The sequence below is a fragment of the Synechocystis sp. PCC 6803 substr. PCC-P genome (assembly GCF_000284455.1).
GTDB lineage: Bacteria > Cyanobacteriota > Cyanobacteriia > Cyanobacteriales > Microcystaceae > Synechocystis.
Map to the genome: position 1 here is coordinate 3,149,813 of NC_017039.1, position 15,749 is coordinate 3,165,561.

At 50.2% G+C, this 15,749-nt stretch carries 14 protein-coding genes; 6 read left to right on the forward strand and 8 right to left on the reverse strand.

Annotated elements, in window-relative coordinates:
* Nucleotides 1–254: 254 nt before the first annotated feature.
* The 3 genes from SYNPCCP_RS14660 to SYNPCCP_RS14670 all read right to left on the reverse strand — a co-directional run bounded on the left by SYNPCCP_RS14660 (nucleotide 255) and on the right by SYNPCCP_RS14670 (nucleotide 2,676).
* Nucleotides 255–833, reverse strand: a complete 579-nt coding sequence (locus tag SYNPCCP_RS14660; protein ID WP_020861981.1) for a chemotaxis protein CheW — start codon at nucleotides 831–833, stop codon at nucleotides 255–257.
* 137 nt (nucleotides 834–970) lie between these two features.
* The gene (locus SYNPCCP_RS14665; protein WP_010874013.1) at nucleotides 971–1,330 is read right to left on the reverse strand and encodes a response regulator; all 360 of its coding nucleotides are present in this window, start codon (nucleotides 1,328–1,330) and stop codon (nucleotides 971–973) included.
* Nucleotides 1,331–1,467: 137 nt separating this feature from the next.
* The gene (locus tag SYNPCCP_RS14670; protein WP_010874014.1) at nucleotides 1,468–2,676 is read right to left on the reverse strand and encodes a response regulator; all 1,209 of its coding nucleotides are present in this window, start codon (nucleotides 2,674–2,676) and stop codon (nucleotides 1,468–1,470) included.
* A 249-nt stretch (nucleotides 2,677–2,925) separates the two neighbouring features.
* On the opposite strand from SYNPCCP_RS14670, the gene SYNPCCP_RS14675 reads away from it, so the two are divergent.
* From SYNPCCP_RS14675 to gatC, 3 genes are all read left to right on the forward strand, one after another.
* Nucleotides 2,926–4,680, forward strand: coding sequence for a M61 family metallopeptidase (locus SYNPCCP_RS14675; protein ID WP_010874015.1), 1,755 nt, complete (start codon nucleotides 2,926–2,928; stop codon nucleotides 4,678–4,680).
* Between the two features lie 95 nt (nucleotides 4,681–4,775).
* The gene (locus SYNPCCP_RS14680; protein ID WP_010874016.1) at nucleotides 4,776–5,693 is read left to right on the forward strand and encodes a branched-chain amino acid transaminase; all 918 of its coding nucleotides are present in this window, start codon (nucleotides 4,776–4,778) and stop codon (nucleotides 5,691–5,693) included.
* A 56-nt stretch (nucleotides 5,694–5,749) separates the two neighbouring features.
* Nucleotides 5,750–6,064, forward strand: coding sequence for an Asp-tRNA(Asn)/Glu-tRNA(Gln) amidotransferase subunit GatC (gene gatC, locus SYNPCCP_RS14685; RefSeq protein WP_010874017.1), 315 nt, complete (start codon nucleotides 5,750–5,752; stop codon nucleotides 6,062–6,064).
* Between the two features lie 57 nt (nucleotides 6,065–6,121).
* Here the strand turns inward: gatC and SYNPCCP_RS14690 are convergent, their stop codons facing one another.
* Together SYNPCCP_RS14690 and mgsA are read right to left on the reverse strand one after the other, a co-directional pair.
* Nucleotides 6,122–7,132 (reverse strand): sirohydrochlorin chelatase, encoded by a 1,011-nt coding sequence (locus SYNPCCP_RS14690; protein WP_010874018.1) that lies wholly within the window; start codon nucleotides 7,130–7,132, stop codon nucleotides 6,122–6,124.
* Nucleotides 7,133–7,365: 233 nt separating this feature from the next.
* A complete protein-coding gene (gene mgsA, locus SYNPCCP_RS14695) occupies nucleotides 7,366–8,667 on the reverse strand; it encodes a methylglyoxal synthase (RefSeq protein ID WP_010874019.1) in 1,302 nt (433 codons plus the stop codon).
* A gap of 71 nt (nucleotides 8,668–8,738) precedes the next feature.
* On the opposite strand from mgsA, the gene SYNPCCP_RS14700 reads away from it, so the two are divergent.
* Complete coding sequence (locus SYNPCCP_RS14700; RefSeq protein ID WP_228670064.1) at nucleotides 8,739–9,902, forward strand: pyridoxal phosphate-dependent aminotransferase; 1,164 nt, start codon at nucleotides 8,739–8,741, stop codon at nucleotides 9,900–9,902.
* A 12-nt stretch (nucleotides 9,903–9,914) separates the two neighbouring features.
* Here the strand turns inward: SYNPCCP_RS14700 and SYNPCCP_RS14705 are convergent, their stop codons facing one another.
* From SYNPCCP_RS14705 to ldpA, 3 genes are all read right to left on the reverse strand, one after another.
* The gene (locus SYNPCCP_RS14705) at nucleotides 9,915–10,691 is read right to left on the reverse strand and encodes a D-alanyl-D-alanine carboxypeptidase family protein (protein WP_010874021.1); all 777 of its coding nucleotides are present in this window, start codon (nucleotides 10,689–10,691) and stop codon (nucleotides 9,915–9,917) included.
* A gap of 62 nt (nucleotides 10,692–10,753) precedes the next feature.
* Entirely contained in the window at nucleotides 10,754–12,259 is a 1,506-nt protein-coding gene (gene crtH, locus SYNPCCP_RS14710) for a carotenoid isomerase (protein ID WP_010874022.1), read from the reverse strand.
* 160 nt (nucleotides 12,260–12,419) lie between these two features.
* Nucleotides 12,420–13,607 carry a circadian clock protein LdpA gene (ldpA, locus tag SYNPCCP_RS14715; RefSeq protein ID WP_010874023.1) on the reverse strand — a complete coding sequence of 396 codons (1,188 nt, stop codon included), beginning with the start codon at nucleotides 13,605–13,607 and terminating at the stop codon, nucleotides 12,420–12,422.
* 458 nt (nucleotides 13,608–14,065) lie between these two features.
* Here ldpA and ebsA point away from each other — a divergent pair, with 458 nt between their 5' ends.
* Nucleotides 14,066–14,464, forward strand: a complete 399-nt coding sequence (gene ebsA, locus SYNPCCP_RS14720; RefSeq protein WP_010874024.1) for a type IV pilus biogenesis protein EbsA — start codon at nucleotides 14,066–14,068, stop codon at nucleotides 14,462–14,464.
* Between the two features lie 158 nt (nucleotides 14,465–14,622).
* A complete protein-coding gene (locus SYNPCCP_RS14725; RefSeq protein ID WP_010874025.1) occupies nucleotides 14,623–15,696 on the forward strand; it encodes a phosphotransacetylase family protein in 1,074 nt (357 codons plus the stop codon).
* The last annotated feature ends 53 nt before the right edge of the window (nucleotides 15,697–15,749 follow it).

Sequence of the window (15,749 nt, forward strand, 5' to 3'; positions counted from 1 at the left end):
ACTTACCAGTTAGGCAACATGGGTAGGGCAGGGTGGACATCAGTACCTCAAGCACGGTAATGGCCCTTGGGTGGAGGTCTACCCTAAAGTCAAGGCGAGAAACACAAGCACTAAGAAGAAAACCGTAGTTGCTCCAGTCCTAGTTAGCTTGCCGATGGAGCGAGAATTCCAGTCAAAAGTGTAGAAAATTTAGCCAATAATTAGCAAACTGATAGGTTGATTAGTTTAATAAATTCAATAAAAATCAATAAAAGTTAACTGGAGGCAGCCCGGGGAGTAGTCATCAGACGACCCACAATAGCTTGGGCATCCAATACCACATACATTACCCCTGGAGGGCTGACCCAAAATCCCCGCACGTAGGGCGCAAGGTCTGAACCAATGCTGGCGGCAGGGGGAGATTGAATTTGATCCGTTTCACACCAGGTAATGTCCTTTACCTCTGTGACCACCAGTCCCAACATCTGGTTGCGTTGACCCGGCGATCGCCTTCGTTGGCTGGGATCAAGGTCGAAGGGGACGCCTCCATTTAAAATGATAACCCGATAGTTGGTACGGGAACCAGATTGGAGGTGCCAAGAGGTTAGCCCTAAAAAAGCGCCAAAATCAATCACCCAGAGCACGTCTCCCCGCCAATTATGAACCCCCATGGTCCAGGAAGGCATGTGGGGAATGGGGGTGATTTGTCCCAGGGGCACCGTCAGAATCTCCGTTAACTGAAACAGAGGCAAAATTAAGTTGGTGTCTGGTTCGAGGGTAAATTGCAAAAACTGCTGGCGGGGGACTTGGATATCACCCAGCATGGTATCAGAGGAAAAGGTGTTGGCTGGCAAAACAGTTGCTCCTAAAAACCGTCCCAGGGGGGACCGGAAAAATCAATCAGCTTTAGTAACAGCTAATTCGTCCATCGGCTCGGGCATTGGTTAGCCGGAAAAAATTAACCGGAAAGAAAGCATGGGGGATATAAAGTTCAGATAAATTGCTTGATTACCGTGTTGAACTCCTCTTGGTCAATGGGTTTAGTAATATAGGCGTCCGCCCCTTGGCGTTTGCCCCAAAATTTATCCATATCCGTGGCCTTAGTGGAACAGAGGATTATTGGAATACTTTTAGTCCGGTCTTTGTCTTTCAATTCTCGACAAATTTCAAAACCACTGCGCCCCGGCAGCACAATATCTAAGATAATTACGTCCGGCACTGCCTGGGAAAGTTTTTCCAGGGCTTCTTCTCCACTGATGGCGGTGGTGACGTTAATGCCTAGTTTCTGACAAAAATCACTGATAATTGAACGTTCTGTAGAGGAATCGTCAATAACAAGTGCGCTGCCCATAATGTTGCCTCAGTGCTTAATTAGTCGAAAAGTGAACGGTAAATAGTAAACAGTTATAGATCCTAAACCAAACCGCAAAAGTATTGGCCTGGAATCAAGGGAGACTCCACAATTTTCCGGGGCCTCCTTGGGTCAAGTTATTCCGCTGGCAGCGATGCCTGGTCATGGAGATGTTTTTTAATAGTCTGCAAAACCATGTCCGGGTTGACGGGCTTACTTAAAAAATCTGTGGAGCCGACCATTTTGGCCCGCACTCGGTCAACAATGCCATCATTGCCGGTGAGGATGACAATGGGAGTACTTTTGAAGATGGACAATTTACGCAATTGCCCACAAATTTCGTAGCCATTGGCGTTGGGCATGACCAAATCGAGGAAAATCAAATCCGGCTTCCGGGCCAGAAGAATGGCGATCGCCCGTAGGGGATCATTGATTCCTACAAACCGATAATTGGCTGTAGTAAGAATTTTTTCCATGGTTTGGCAGATCAAAGGACTGTCATCCACACAGGCGATCAGGGGACCACTGGGCACATCAGGCTGAGCCACCACGCCCCTCACTGGGGGCGCAATGGGCGGGGGCAAATCGGGAATTTTAATCAATTCCACCAACCCCAACTGTAGATAGGGCAACAAAGAAGTGGTCACACTCAGCACATCTCGCTTCATCCGCACCGACAAGTCCCGAAGGGACTGATTACCATCCAGCAACTGTTTGAGGGTTTGGTATACCTGGGGAGTGGTGCGTTGCTGTAACTGTTCCGCCTGACGAATGATAGGGGCCGCATTGGGGGAGCGGTCTGCAATCTTGGCCCCCTGCCATTTGCTCCATAACTGCTGGGATTCCGCAATCATCTGATCCGCGTCAATCAGCACCAGCCTAGTGGAAAGCAAATTATCCTGGCGTAGATCACAGGCCACTTCCATGGATTGGGTAATGTCAAACAGTACTTCCACCACCGTGGCCCGAATCAGCCGAGCGGCCTGCTCCCTGGTAACTTTCTGCTGAGCTACCCAGTGGCAGAGCAGTTGATATTCCCAGCAAATTTGTAAATCTTGGGGATCAATGCTGGCCAAATCGGTTTGCACCGAGGCCAGGTTGGCGGCAATGGGGGGCAGATAGGAAGCAATTTGTCGGCGCCAACGGCGGACGGAGTGAATCCCCCCGGTGGCATACATGATCCGACCCATGTAGAGATAAAAAGACCATTTCTCCCCCGTTGCACTGGAGAGGATTAGTTGGCCGCTAAAACGGGGTTGCTTCAGTCCATCAAAGAAACTGGCCTGCCTGGAGGCAGTAAATTCCTGAATTGGAACTGAGTGGGAGGAGGGGGTGGGAGCTGTCATTTAATCAAAGGAAGAGGCAGGTCAACAGCAGGAGGGGGGCATATCTATAGCTTGCCCTGAAAGGGGTATGGGTCGCCAAAGTACGCAAGAAAACTTCATCGACCTCACCGAGGGGACTTTGGCAAAAGCTTTTGTATTAACCATTATCGCACAAGATTAAATAGGATTACCAGGATTGATCCCTGCCATCAACGGTGTAAATGCGGTACAAAAAGGAGACAGTTACTAAGGCAAACTTCTCCAGCCACCATGCTCCCTACTCTCCCCCATCTGCACTACCAAGTGGCGATGCCAACGCCCCAGACCCACTACTTCACCGTGGATTTGCATATTCAAGGCTTCACTGCTTCTGTACTAGAACTGAAATTTCCCGTCTGGACACCAGGGTCCTATCTGGTAAGGGAATATGAGCGCCATTTGCAGGACTTCCAAGCTCAAGGTCTCAGCAACGGCGAATATTTAGAGCACCAAAAGTTGGGTAAGGCCCATTGGGCCATTGCCTGTGGAGAGGAAGAAAATATTGCCATTTCCTATCGCATTTATGCCGATGAACTAACCGTAAGAACCAATCATTTGGATTATAGTCATGGTTTCTTCACCGGGGCAGCATTGTTTTTCTACTTGCCAGGACATACCCACAGGCCTCTAGCCTTGACCGTTGTTCCTCCCGAACCGGCTTGGGCGATCGCCACGGCCCTGCCCTGTAAGGCAACGGATTCAACTACGGGAGCCAAAACTTTCTATGCCCAGGACTTTGACACGTTGGTAGATAGCCCGGTGGAAGTGGGGATTCATCGGGATTACGCCTTTGAAACCCAGGGTAAGGAGCACCACTTTGTGGTTTGGGGTGAAAGTAATTTGAATGGGGAACAGTTAGTTAGAGATACGGAAAAAATCATCGCCGTTGAAGCAGGACTATTTGGGAATTTACCCTACGACCATTACTGGTTCATTCTCCACACTTCTAACCAGGGCTATGGCGGCTTAGAGCATAAAGATTCCTGTGTGCTGAACTATGACCGCTTTGGCTTTCGAGATCCGGAAAAATACCAACGGTTTTTGCAACTGGTGGCCCACGAATTTTTCCATCTTTGGAATATTAAGCGTATTCGTCCCATCGCTTTGGAGAAATTTGACTACGACCAGGAAAATTACACCCCTTCCCTCTGGTTTTCCGAAGGCACCACCAGTTACTATGACCTGCTCATTCCCCTCAGGGCAGAAATTTACGATCGCCAGACCTATTTAAAAAATTTGGGCAAGGAGATTACCCGTTACCTAAAGACCCTAGGGCGCTTGGTGCAACCTTTGGCGGAATCTAGTTTTGACGCTTGGATCAAACTCTATCGTCGGGATGCCAACAGTGATAATAGCCAAATGTCCTATTACCTCAAGGGGGAATTGGTAACATTAATGCTGGATTTACTGATTCGGGAACGACACCAAAACCAGCGTTCCTTTGATGATGTTTTGCGAGCAATGTGGCAAGAATTTGGGCGGGAAGAAATTGGTTTTACCCCGGAACAATTGCAGGCAGTAATTTCCAGGGTGGCGGACACGGACTTAACTGAATTTTTCCATACCTATCTCCACACCACGGCGGAACTTCCCCTCAATGATTATTTGCAACCCTTTGGCTTGGTTATTAAGCCCATGCAGGAAGATTTAACTCCCTATTTGGGCATTAAGGTTAAATCCGAGGCCGGCCAGGAAAAAATTACCTTTGTGGCGGCCCATTCCCCCGCCGCCATGGCTGGCATTAGCCCCCAGGACTTGTTACTGGCCATCAATGGTGTACGGGTTGGGGCCGAACAGCTTTCCCTGCGGCTGAAAGACTACCAAGCCAATGATATGATTCAGTTAACGGTGTTTCATCAGGATCTTTTGCGAACGGTGGATGTGGTGTTGGCATCTCCCCAAGCAAACCGTTATGAAGTGGTGCCCATAGCCGACCCCTCGGACAGCCAACTTCAAAATCTGGCGGGCTGGCTAGGTGAATCCTAATGCCCTGGAAAACACGGGTAGCACACTATTCCCCTTTGGATGACCGGGGTTAAGTCCAGGGAGTAGGGAGTACAAGTCTTTTTTTTGATTTTCTGATGCACAAGTTTTTGCCGATCGCCTACTTTGAAGATAAGTTTGTCCCGTTTGAGGATGCCAAAATTTCCGTTGCTACCCATGCCCTCCACTATGGGACGGCGGCCTTTGGGGGTTTGCGGGGTATTCCCGACCCGGAAGATCCGGGCACCATTCTACTATTCCGTCTGGACCGCCATGGCGATCGCCTGAGTAAGAGTGCCAAGTTTTTGCACTACGACATCAGTGCAGAAAAAATCAAGGAAGTTATTGTTGATTTTGTTAAGAAAAATCAGCCCGATAAATCCTTTTACATCCGTCCATTGGTGTACAGTTCCGGTTTGGGCATTGCCCCCCGTTTGCACAATCTGGAGAAGGATTTCCTGGTTTATGGCTTGGAAATGGGGGATTACCTCGCCGCCGACGGAGTTAGCTGCCGTATCAGTTCCTGGTATCGCCAAGAAGACCGGAGTTTTCCCCTAAGGGGCAAAATCAGCGCCGCCTACATTACCTCTGCTTTGGCTAAAACGGAAGCGGTGGAATCGGGCTTTGATGAGGCTATTTTGATGAATTCCCAAGGTAAGGTCTGTGAAGCCACCGGCATGAATGTTTTCATGGTACGGAATGGGCAAATTGTTACCCCCGGCAATGAGCAGGACATCCTCGAAGGGATTACTAGGGATAGTATTCTCACCATTGCAGCGGATTTGGGCATTCCCACCTGCCAACGCCCCATCGATAAATCGGAATTGATGATTGCCGACGAGGTATTTTTGAGTGGTACTGCGGCCAAAATCACCCCGGTTAAAAGGATTGAGAACTTTACCCTGGGCGGCGATCGCCCGATTACAGAAAAGTTACGCTCCGTGTTGACAGCGGTGACGGAAAACCGGGAACCCAAATATCAAGATTGGGTATTTAAAATTCCTTTGAATGGCTAATTTTTCCTGGCAAGATTAGCGCCTTTAAACTGAACTTAAAGAATTAGAGTTAACCCATGTTGGATCAAAGCCAAGTTCAAAAAATTGCCCACCTGGCCCGTTTGGAAATTACCCCGGAGGAAGAAAGTCAATTTGCTTCCCAGTTGAGCAGCATTTTGGACTACTTTGACCAATTGAACGAACTGCCCACCGAAGGAGTGGAACCCACCACCAGGGCGATCGAGTTGAGCAACATTGTCCGGGGCGATCGCCAAATCAGTTGGGACGGAGACAATGCGGCCACCACCCGCCAAGCTCTGCTAGATAACGCCCCGGAACCGGAGGGAGACTTTTTTCGAGTCCCCCGTATTATGGGCGGTGACGAAGCTTAATTTAGTCTAGTCACCAGGTGGAGATTAACTTTTTTTCCCGTTGGTTGATCAACTTGTCTAGGGAGCCTGCCAAATTTTTTCGTGGTAGGCCGTGGGCTCGATGTAAGTATCGACCCATTCCCCGTGACTGTGGCCGTGGTCGTGACCATGATGGTGATGTCCGTGGCCGTGATCATGACCATGGCCCTGATTTTTAAAAGCGAGGCGAAACTTACAGGCCTCACAATTCATCGCCACCTGTCCCAATTGGGTTTCAATTTCCCGTTCCCGCACCAACGCCAATAACTCCGGTTGAATGCCCATTTCCGACAGGGATTGAATTTCAATCTCGGGAAAAGTGGCCCGTTGCTCCTCAGTGATGGTGAAAATTTTCTTCACCAAGGCACCCATAAACAAAAAGTAGGGCAAAACAATAATCCGCTTGGGTTGATATAACCTCGCCCGACGGAACCCTTCTTCTAAGCGGGGATGGCTAATGCCAATGAAACAGGTTTCTACAGTTTGGTAGCCACTGCCTTCCCAGAGCATGCGGGCCATTTTATACACATCACCGTTGGCATCGGGATCACTGGAACCCCGACCCACAAACAACAGCACCGTATCTTGGCGGTCAATGCCCTGGGGATTGGCTTCGGGACTATCCAATTGATTCAACCGTGCTTTCCACAAATCAAGAATGGCTGGGGTAATGCCAAAATGACGACCGTAGAAAAAATTGATCTGGGGATGGGCTTGGCGACTGCGGTCTAACTCATTGGTGACATCGAATTTGTTATGGCGGGCCGCAAAGAGCAAAATGGGCAGAGCGGAAATTTCCTCAAAGCCCTGGTCTACACATTGCTGCACCCCGGCCTGGATATTGGGTTCCGTCAACTCCAAAAAACAGGGGATCACCGGGCGGGAATGGTCTAATGCTTGGTACTGGGCCACAAAATCTAAAAATGTTTGGCGACCGTCTTCGTCCCTAGTGCCATGGCCAATCATCAGTAGGGGTCTGTGATAGGGAAGGGGGGGAAGCTCAAGTTCAGGAAAAAGGGAAACAGGGGCGGGCACACTGGTTAAGGTCATTAGAATGATGGACTGATAAATAACAAAAAAATCGAGCTAGGCCCACTGAATCCAAGGCAGTTCAGGGGATTGCTGGAGAAGGACCACAACGGATAACATCCAGACCTAGACTAGACCGCCGACATAGAAATTGCGGTAAGTTGATTGGGCGGATTTGACCCCAGCCATGGCTCATTATGCCAGGGTTGCTTGGTACTGGACTATGCCCAGGGAGAGCATCAGCACCGCTAAGCTCAACTGTTTTCCACTGGAGCAAAGATGTTTAAGCTTTTGGGCAGGCATTTAACCTCCACTGGAGTAGTACCAATGATTTCACCGTCAACGACAATTTTTTGCGGGGGACTGGTGGTCACTTTAATGCTTTCTCCATAGAGATGCAGCACGTTTTCATTATCGCTGGGATTTTTCGACAGGGCAGAAGTGAACAGGTTAGTTACTACCTGCAGACCCTGTAATGCCGTTTGACTACTGGCCACGGTGATGTCGAGCAACCCATCGGTGAAGGATACCTGCCCTGCTCCCTGGGCAAACACAGAAGTGGGAGGGGCCGCATTGGCGATCGTAATGGCGCTAGCTTCCATGGTGGTGGTTTCTGAGTCAATTTCGATGTGGGCTTCAAACAACTCCTGTTCCCTGGCCTGTTGAATGCCAGCAAAAATGTAGGCCATCACCCCCAGATTATTTTTCAGTTCCCGGTCTGCTTTTTCCACCATTTCCGCCTCAAAGCCGACCCCGGCCAACAGGAGCATGGGAATGTCGTTACACAGGGCCGTATCCACCACTTTGGTGATGCCCCGGTTGATGGTTTGGCAGGCTCCAGGGATTTGGGTGGGAATGCCCAGGGCAACGGAAAAAGCATTGGCGGTACCCCGGGGGATAATGCCCAAGGGAATGCCGGTGTTGACGAGGGCCGCCGCTACGCCGGATACGGTGCCATCACCGCCGGAGGCAATGATAAAGCTATCTCCTTCCCCGTCCGATTGTTCGTTGGCCTGCTTGATTCGCTTAACAATTTCCTTGGCTTGGTCGGTGACGTTGACTTCGGCACTGGTGAAAGTAATTTTGAGATTAATTTCCGACTGTAAATGCTCTTTGATTAAATCTAGCTCCCGCTCCACATTGCCCTGGCCTGCCACGGGATTAAAAATTAGATGGCCAGTTTTAGTTTTACCCAATAGTTTAATCACTGCTTTGGCGGTGGCTAAATTAATAGCTAGGGGAACGTTGTACACTTCACAAAGCCTTAACAGGGTCCGGATGTCCGGCTCGTGGGGTTGAGCATAGAGAGGGTCAATCAAAAAAATGACGGCAGCAATGGTCCCATCGATGATTTGGGTGGCAATTTGGGTGTCCCCCCCCAGGGGGCCAGAAAAAACAGTATCCACGGCCAAGCCGGTTTTGTTCCTCACTAATTCCCCTGTTTGACCGGTGGCGATGAGGTCATAGCGAGAGAAAAGGGATTTATGCTGTTGGACAAAATTAACCAGAGCGTCTTTTTTGTTGTCGTGGGCGATAAGGGCTATATGGGCAGCCATGGTGTTTCCAGATGGTGGAGTGGAGAGTTGAAGCGTTACCTTAAATTCACAGGTTCAGATTCACAATGGTAATGGAAACAGCCTTTAGCCGTATGGATTTGGTTCAGTCTCCGGTTATTCCCGTGGTTGGACAGTGGATTGTCGATTCCCCCGGTACGATTTCCCTGGGCCAAGGGGTGGCTTTTTATCCTCCCCCTAACGAGGTGGCCGTGGCGGTGCGGGAAAGTCTGGAGCAAACTCCTCTGCATCAGTATCAGCCAGTGGCGGGCATACCAAGCCTAATTTCTGCTTTAACGGAAAAGTTGCGACGGGATAACGATATTAACCTGTCTTCCGACCAAGCTGTGGTAGTAACGGCTGGGGCCAATATGGGTTTTTTAAATGCAGTGCTAGCCATTACGGAGGTGGGAGATGAAATCATTCTCAATACGCCGTACTACTTCAACCATGAAATGGCGGTCAGAATTGCGGGGTGTCAGCCGGTGTTGGTGCCCACTGATGATCAATATCAACTCCAACTGGACCTCATTGCCCAGGCGATCGCCCCCCGGACTAGGGCGGTGGTGACCATTTCGCCTAATAATCCCACCGGGGCCATTTATCCAGAGGCAGATTTGCGGGCGGTGAACCAACTGTGCCAGGAGCGGGGTATCTACCACATCCACGACGAGGCCTACGATTATTTTGCCTACGACCAGACTCCGATTTTCTCCCCTGAGGCCATGGGGGATAGTGGAGGCCATACCATTTCCCTCTACAGCTTTTCGAAGGCCTATGGCATGGCCGGTTGGCGGGTCGGCTATATGGTCATTCCCCTGGAACTATTGCTAGCGGTCAAAAAAATTCAGGATACCAATCTGATCTGCCCGGTGGTGGTTTCCCAATATGCCGCCCTTGCTTGCTTACGGGTGGGCAAGAATTATTCAGCCCAATTTTTACCGGAGATGGCTGCCTGTCGCCAGCAACTATTAGAAACCCTAGGTCAATTGTCTGACTATTGTCGTTTAGTGGTGCCCCAGGGGGCTTTTTACTGTTTGCTGGAAGTTAATAGCCCCTTGACGGATTTAGAGCTAGTGAAAAGGTTAATTGATGAATTTAAGGTGGCGGTGCTACCAGGTTCCACCTTTGGCGTGGATTCGGGTTGCTATCTCCGTATTGCCTATGGTGCTCTGCGGCAGGCCACGGCTAGCGTTGCCATTGCCAGACTGGAGCAGGGTCTAAAAAGTATCTGTTGATTTAGTTCAGGTTTAAGGATTATTCTCGTTTTTTTGCGGTAAGTTTCTTGCTTTGTAGAACAGTTCTAAACTTTGGCGATCGCCGACGTAACGCCAATGCCAGGGTTCGTAGGCAATGCCCTGGGGATTATCCGGGGGAAAAGACAATTCAAAACTGTATTTGGCCGCATTATTTTGGAGCCAATTAAAGGCTTTCGTTTGGGCAAAACTTGCACTTAAATGAGTAGCCTGGGCACTGCCATCGCCAATATCCACCGCATAGCCGGTGTGATGTTCGCTGTAACCGGGGGGGGCACTGACTTCGGCCCGCTGTCGAGCCTCTTGATTGCGCTGTTGTTTGATGTCAAAAAAAAGTTGTTCCTGCTCGGTCACAGTGCGAAAGGCGGAAATGGGGACAAGGGAAATGCCCTGGGCCTTGGCATCCCGTTGCATAAGCAAAAATTGGTCAGCGGCGGCCTGGCGTAACTTTAAACGGCCGTCGGGGGTAATATTTTTCAACTCCCCCAGGGGAGCCTCTTCATAGGGCAAGTGCCCCAACAGGTTATCAATGGGGGTTGCCGTGGGGGTGGGACTTGGTTCTGTCACCACTTCCGGTGCGGGCTCGGGCCTGGGCCACAGGGCCAACAACGTCAATAAAGCCAGAATAATTATCCCCAAGCCGGCCGCGATTAATTTCAGCGGTATGGGGGACAAGGGTTGGGACTGGGGCGACCCCGCTGGATTGTCCCGAATTACTTCCGGGATGTCATCCTGGTTGACGTTAAAGGAAGATTTTGGTTTTTTACCCATGCAGTTGGCGATCGTTGCAGCTCATTGCTTGGCCCCATTGTGCCAGAGAATGTTGGCGGTCATCACCGTACCCCCAAATCTACCGCTAGGCGATGGGCACAGGCAAAACCAGAAAAAGCGACGGCGTTCAAACCCTGGCCTGGAAAAGTACTATCGCCAACGCAATATAGGCCCGGTATGGCGGTGCGGTTGAAAGGCATGGGCAGTAAACCCGGTAAGCGACGGCGGGGGATGGGGCCATAGGTGCCATTTTGTCGCCCTAAAAAGCGGCGGTGACTACGGGGGGTGCCGATTTCCATATAATCCAGTGCCCGATCAAGTCCGGGAAAAATGGCTTCCAGGCGGTCGATTAATTTACCAGAATCGGCTTCTTTTTTGGCTTCGTATTCCTGGGGGGAAAGATTTTGCCAGGATTCGAGCCAACTGGGGGTGAAGGTGTGGATGATGTGGTAACCGTCGGGAGCCAAGCTGGGGTCGAGGAGGGTGGGAATGGAGACAAAAATGGTGCCCTGTTCCTTTTCTAAATCATCCCAGTCCTCCAGCAAAATGTGGTGACATTCTGTTCCTTCTGGTAATAGATCCGCTTCTACCCCCAGATGCAAGCTGAGGAAACTGGGGGACTGTTGATAATTTCTGCGCCACCGTTTTTCCTTCCCAGGTAGGGGCTGATCTCCCGTTAACGCCCCGAAGGTATCCCAGCGGGTAGCATTGGAGACGATGCGCCGGCCATAAATTTTTTCACCGTTGGCCAGTTCCACCCCGATCGCCTGGTTATTTTCCTGAATAATTTTGGTTACCCTGGCTCCGTAACGAATTTTGCCACCGAATTTTTCTAGCCCAGCTACTAGACTTTCGGCAATTTGTCCCACGCCCCCCTTGGGATAGTTAATGCCCCCGTAATGGCGATCGGAAAAGACCATGCCGGCATTGATCATGGGGGTTAAGTCCGCCGGCACTACGGACCAGCAATAGCATTCCATATCGATAAATTTCAGTAAATCCGGGTCTTGGATATGGCGGCGGGCAATGTCCCCCACATTTTGGGGTAAATATTTCACTAAACCCAGACATGCCCCCGGATGCTGAAAAAATACCCGCATCAGGTAACGGGGTTCCTCCAGGGAGAGCAATTCCATGGTGTTGAGGCAGTTAAATACTTGCCAACATTCATCATAGAAGCGGCGGATACCCTGGGCTTCCTGAGGAAATTTGGCGATTAACTCCTGTAAAAAAGCTTCGTACTCCCGATGAACTTTGGGGTCTAGCCCCCCCGGCAAATGGTAATGAATTTGCACTGGGTCGGGGAGAGTTTCCAATGCCTGTCCCACAGCGGCTAAGGCCCTGGTTAATAAGTTAGTAGTACCCCGATCGCCGAAACCAAAAATCATTGAGGCCCCCACATCAAAGCGATAACCTTCCCGCTCAAAATAACCAGCACTGCCGCCGGGGATGAGGTAACGCTCTAGTACCAATACTTTCAAACCCTTGGATACCAACTGGGTGGCGGTGACCAATCCCCCAATGCCGGAGCCGATTACTATTGCGTCGTAGGAAGGGGAAACAGTCATGGTTTCTTGGTCTGGTTAGGGCAAAAAGTTAACAACGGACACGGAGCAATCCAACTAATCAGTTTAAGGTTTTGCCGCCAAAAAAACAGGGAGCACTCGATCGCCGAGCCACCCCCTACTGAATCCTTGAGAAGAGAACACTGTGAAATCACTATACAGATTACTGCAAATTATTGTCAATATTGTTGGAGACATTCTCCGAAAATGTCCGACGTTCCTTCCAGGGTTGCACCAAAGACTGGGCCAAGGCGATCGCCTGCTGGAGTAAATCGGGATAATCTTCCAAATGGAGTGGGGCAAGGGGATTCTGCTGTCTAGCTTCTGCCGCCTGCAACACCGGGGCAATGAGGGTGCGAGCGCAACTGCCAAAAGCAACGCCATTAACCATTCGTTTTGATTGGTGAACAGAAAAGTCTTGGGAGCTTAACTTGGTGATAGTGTGGCAATTGGTGCCCCCGGCCAACTGCACAAACCCCGATAGGGAAGATTGCAGCACCTGATCAGCGTAGTGGAGACAAAGATGGGTAGTACCCCGGCCAATGTCCCCACTCATGGGCCTGCCATCGGTTTGCCAAATTGTCGGCATTGCTAATGGCCCCAGCCAGCCAGAGATGGTTTGCAGATACTCCACCGCCTCGGCATGGTAGGGGCAACTAATGGCGATCGCCTGGAGTTGAGTCAATACCGGAGCCAGACTACGCCAGAGTTGCTGAAACCGTTCTTCATGTCCCACCTGGGTATGGATTTCCAGGGCAGCGATTTGTCCCAACTCCAACCAAGGGACCAGACTAGTCACCGTTGCTTGATGAGAATAAGTAGTAATAATTCCCTGGGGACAGATGGGTAAACAGCGGCCACAACCGTAACATTTTTCCGCCCACACTCCTGTGGGGACAACTTCATCAGCATCACTGGTGATCGCCCAAGCTGGACAAACCTGAGCACAGGGTCGGGGACAATCCGGAGGACACTTTTGGGGATCAAACTGGGCTTTGCGAAAATGGGGATCTTCCCCATCATTGAGGCTCACCATCAACCAAGGGGGTTGGATCGAATAGTCAAATGTTTCAACTTCATAGTGAGAGGAATTGGCTAAAGATAAAGCAACTTTGATGCCTTCCTGGGCCACCCGCACCACCGCCGGATCCGCTGCCAAGTCAATACAGTCTACCCCTGCCAACGTGTAGACCAAGACTAAATTTCGAATGGCAGTTAAATCCTGATAGCTAGCTCCACAAATTAATTTCACCCAGCGTCCCCGCTCCAGGGATTGCCTGGGGCCATGGTATTGGTGGCCAGGGAAATTGTCTGTTTTCCCGGAGATAAGTGAAATTTCGCTACTTGTCACAGAACCAAAGCACTCCCCGACACGTCAACAATGCCCAGAGCAATTCACGGAAAGGTTTAGGGTAAACTATATCCTACAACCAAGTTCGAGAACCTTCTGCTGTCGGGCGGATAGTGGAAGCAAAAACAAAATGCCTGTGGATTCGGTCTGACTTAGGGTTAACCCATCAGGAGTCTAAACCCAGTTAAGAGGAGTAGAGACAGGAATCTCCGTCCCTGCCGATTGGCTTGGAGGGGGAGCGTCCACAGTCCCAGGGGCGGCACAAACAGTCTTCTTGTTCCGACATTGGGTAAAGTTGCTTGCGGGAAATTTTTTCCACGCCTCAAACTTGAGTGAGTCTAATTTGATTTGGCCATTGCTGTAACAACCGGAACCGCCCTAGGAAACTGGGTTATGCCACGGTTTTTCCATGGGAGCACAGAGAAGTCCACCCTGTCCTTAGTTTTGCCATTTTGCCCATGTCTAGCACTGCCATTAGCCAGCTCCAGCCCGCCGATAAAAGGGAGGTAATCGTTTACCAACCTTACTACCCGGATAAAAATAAACAAAAGTTGTTGCCGTTGGCCCTTGCTCTTTACCAATTGGGGCAAGTGGAAGGGGCCCGGCGCATTGAGGGGGGGGAAAATCTTTCCTTTGTGGCCACTTGGTTTGTGTCCCGTTTACCCTCGGAACTGACTCGCTGCCGGATGCAATTCGATGGGCAGGCGGATTTGAGTTATGAAATGACTGTGCTCAATTCAGAGTTTATGGACTATTTGATTGATCTAATTGCGGGATACGAGGAGAGTAAGAATATTGACTTTCCGCAAAATTTTTACCGTAAGCTTTTGCGGTTAGACGATGTTTCTACCCTTTAGCTCGTCCCAGAGTGCCTATCATTAATCAGAGGAAACTGAGCTTTGGTCATGCAGGGGTATCTATCAAGCCAGTTTTTCACCAATGCCGTCGCTAAATTAATCAAAATAGCCCAGCAGTCAAATTTTTTTACCTAGTCCATCTAGTCAGGAGCGTTCCAGTGGCCAATTCACCCCAATGTTTATTAGTCGGGTCTTTGGAGCCCTACAGCGGCAAATCGGGGATTATTCTCGGTTTGGCCCGGCTTTTGCAACAACAGGGCATGGCGATCGCCTACGGCAAGCCCATTGGTACGGCCATGAATAAGGCGGCGGCAGCCCTGGAAGAAGCAGACATTGAATTTATTAGCCAGAGTTTGGAGTTGGCACCAGCCCAGGTGCGTAAACCCCTGGTATTTTTGGACGAAAAGACCATTACCCGACGCCTCCAAGGCCAGGATCAAACTAATTATGCCGAAGCCCTAGAGGCATCCATCCAAGGTCTAACGGCGGATTTAGTTTTGTTGGAAGGTCCAGGCAATCTCTGGGAAGGTAGTTTATTCGGGCTTTCCTTTTCTGAATTAGCGGCCAAAATTAACGCTGCAGTGCTGTTGGTGGGTCGCTACCATTCCCCCTTGGTGGTGGATGGCCTCCTCAAAGCTCGACAAACCCTGGGGGATAGCCTCAAAGGGGTGGTGATCAATGACATTCCCCTGGAGGCCTTGCCGGAGACCAAAGATTTGGTCAAGCCTTTTTTGGAAAGCCATGGTATTGCGGTGCTTGGTCTGTTGGCGGAAGACCGTTTGCTCAGAAGCGTTAGTGTGCGGGAACTAGCCCATCAACTAAATGCCAAAGTCCTCTGTAGTGAAGAGCATCTGGATTTGATGGTGGAGAGTCTCACCATTGGGGCTATGAACGTTAACTCTGCCCTGGAATATTTCCGTCAAGGGGAAAATAAAGCTGTGGTCACCGGCGGCGATCGTACCGATTTACAACTAGCTGCCCTAGAAACCTCCACCAGTTGCTTAATTTTGACTGGCCACGCCGGACCTCAACCCCTGATTATCAGCCGAGCCCAGGATTTAGAAATTCCCATCCTCTCTGTGGACCAAGACACCCTAACCACCGTGGAAATTGTTGATCAGGCCTTTGGTAATGTACGCCTGCAAGAACCAGTCAAGGTGCAATGTATCCAACAGTTGATTGCCACCCATTTTGATCTCCAAGCCTTTCAGGAAATCATGGCTAAGGGTTAGCCTGACTTATCTCCCATTATCTTTAGTTCATCCCTAGATCTCCCCACAATAAA

Coding starts and splice junctions, on each gene's coding strand:
- SYNPCCP_RS14665 (WP_010874013.1), bottom strand. CDS start 1,330: ATGGGCAGCGCACTTGTTATTGACGATTCCTCTACAGAACGTTCAATT.
- SYNPCCP_RS14670 (WP_010874014.1), bottom strand. CDS start 2,676: ATGACAGCTCCCACCCCCTCCTCCCACTCAGTTCCAATTCAGGAATTT.
- SYNPCCP_RS14675 (WP_010874015.1), top strand. CDS start 2,926: ATGCTCCCTACTCTCCCCCATCTGCACTACCAAGTGGCGATGCCAACG.
- SYNPCCP_RS14680 (WP_010874016.1), top strand. CDS start 4,776: ATGCACAAGTTTTTGCCGATCGCCTACTTTGAAGATAAGTTTGTCCCG.
- gatC (WP_010874017.1), top strand. CDS start 5,750: ATGTTGGATCAAAGCCAAGTTCAAAAAATTGCCCACCTGGCCCGTTTG.
- SYNPCCP_RS14690 (WP_010874018.1), bottom strand. CDS start 7,132: ATGACCTTAACCAGTGTGCCCGCCCCTGTTTCCCTTTTTCCTGAACTT.
- mgsA (WP_010874019.1), bottom strand. CDS start 8,667: ATGGCTGCCCATATAGCCCTTATCGCCCACGACAACAAAAAAGACGCT.
- SYNPCCP_RS14700 (WP_228670064.1), top strand. CDS start 8,739: ATGGAAACAGCCTTTAGCCGTATGGATTTGGTTCAGTCTCCGGTTATT.
- SYNPCCP_RS14705 (WP_010874021.1), bottom strand. CDS start 10,691: ATGGGTAAAAAACCAAAATCTTCCTTTAACGTCAACCAGGATGACATC.
- crtH (WP_010874022.1), bottom strand. CDS start 12,259: ATGACTGTTTCCCCTTCCTACGACGCAATAGTAATCGGCTCCGGCATT.
- ebsA (WP_010874024.1), top strand. CDS start 14,066: ATGTCTAGCACTGCCATTAGCCAGCTCCAGCCCGCCGATAAAAGGGAG.